2 protein-coding genes are annotated in these 1393 nt (G+C 58.2%); one reads left to right on the top strand and one right to left on the bottom strand.

Going from position 1 to position 1393, the window contains the following annotated elements:
- A partial coding sequence (locus tag EN906_RS34150; RefSeq protein WP_206529256.1) for a glycosyltransferase family 39 protein occupies positions 1–504 on the bottom strand: 504 nt, incomplete at its 3' end.
- A 328-nt stretch (positions 505–832) separates the two neighbouring features.
- Here EN906_RS34150 and EN906_RS34145 point away from each other — a divergent pair.
- Positions 833–1336, top strand: coding sequence for a DUF995 domain-containing protein (locus tag EN906_RS34145; RefSeq protein WP_127270645.1), 504 nt, complete (start codon positions 833–835; stop codon positions 1334–1336).
- The last annotated feature ends 57 nt before the right edge of the window (positions 1337–1393 follow it).

The following is a 1393-nucleotide window of genomic DNA, read 5'->3' as shown; positions in this document are numbered from 1 at the left end:
AAACGAGCTGTCGATCATGGTCGCCGCCGGCATCAGCGCGTAGGCAAGCGCCGCGGCGTGAGCGTGGGTCTCGTCCCAGCATAACGCCGTTAGCCTGTGCAGCGAAAACACCGTCACCAGACCGAAGAAGGCCGCTACCATGCGGCCGAACCAGTCGTGCCAGCCGAAGAGTTGATAGAGCAGGGCGGTCAGATAGCTGACGATCTGGAACTCGCGGCCCTGATAACTTGGCCCGGGTCCGGTCCAGCTGACCTCCGGAAAGAAGATGTTCCAGCTGCGCTGCTGGAAATTGTCGGCCATCATTGCCGTGCTTACCTCGCGCCAGCTGAAGGCATCGACGAGTGGCAAGGTGATGTTGTGGAACCTGAACACGACCGCAATGAACAGGATGCCCAGCAATATCGCCATGTTGGGGCTCAGGGTGCTGCTAGCAGCCATCTCCCGGTCGCTTGACTGCAGGTATTGCTGACCTTCGGCCTGATTCAACTCCGGGTCGTCCGTCATTTGAAACCGCGTCCTCCCTAACGTCTGCGGATGTTGCTTTTGAGCGCGATTGTCGGAGGTGGAGGAATATACGACGCAATTCTTAATTTTGACGATTGCGGCTGCGTGTGTCTCGAATAGTTGTTGTTTATCCGCTTGGCGAAGGTTGACATCACCGTTCTCGCGACTGTTAAATAGTTTCCTAGGCTGTCAGAGCGCTGATAGTGCTACCTTGGGCCAAACAGGCATGCGCACGCCAATTGTACCGACAGATCTGACCAGATTGCCGCCGCTTTGCGTCGACCGTCGGCAACACAGACCCCGTCGGTTCGCAAGTTGCACGCAGCTTATGTTTCTCCTGGCTCTCTGCGGCCAGACGGCGCTTTCGGGAACAGCGCACGCGGCTGCCGCCAAAGACAGCGGACCGGCGCAAGCGGTTGTCGCCACCGTTCCGACTGCCTACGAGCTGTCGCTTCTTTACGCCGATCGCACATGGGTGTGGAAAAACGGAGCAGCCTATTTCGCACAGGGCAATCGACGCCTCGAGGCCTGGACGTCCGGGCCGGACACGGCATCTTTCGCGGCGGGCAGATGGCTGGTCACCAGCAACGGTAAGATGTGCATGGAACTCGCCTGGCGGTCGAAGGGCTACACCGGCAAGCAAAAACGCACCTGCTACAGCCACCGGATTCAGGGCGGGAACATCGAGAAACGCGAGGATCCGGATGGGGAATGGTACAGTTTCAAGCGATCTCCCGAGGATGCTTCCGACGAATACCGGAAATTCGAAGTCGGTAACCCGAAGGGCGCGCAGTTCGAAGAGACCCGCAAGCTGGTCGATTCCAAAAATTAGGTACGCAGCCGACCCATCCTGACGAGTTGAACAAAATCACTCAATCCCGCTTTCGAG

Origin of the sequence: Mesorhizobium sp. M7A.F.Ca.CA.004.06.1.1 (assembly GCF_003999135.1) — a bacterium.
GTDB lineage: Bacteria > Pseudomonadota > Alphaproteobacteria > Rhizobiales > Rhizobiaceae > Mesorhizobium.
Note: the sequence above shows the minus strand (reverse complement) of the source record. Positions and strands in the feature narration are given on the sequence as shown.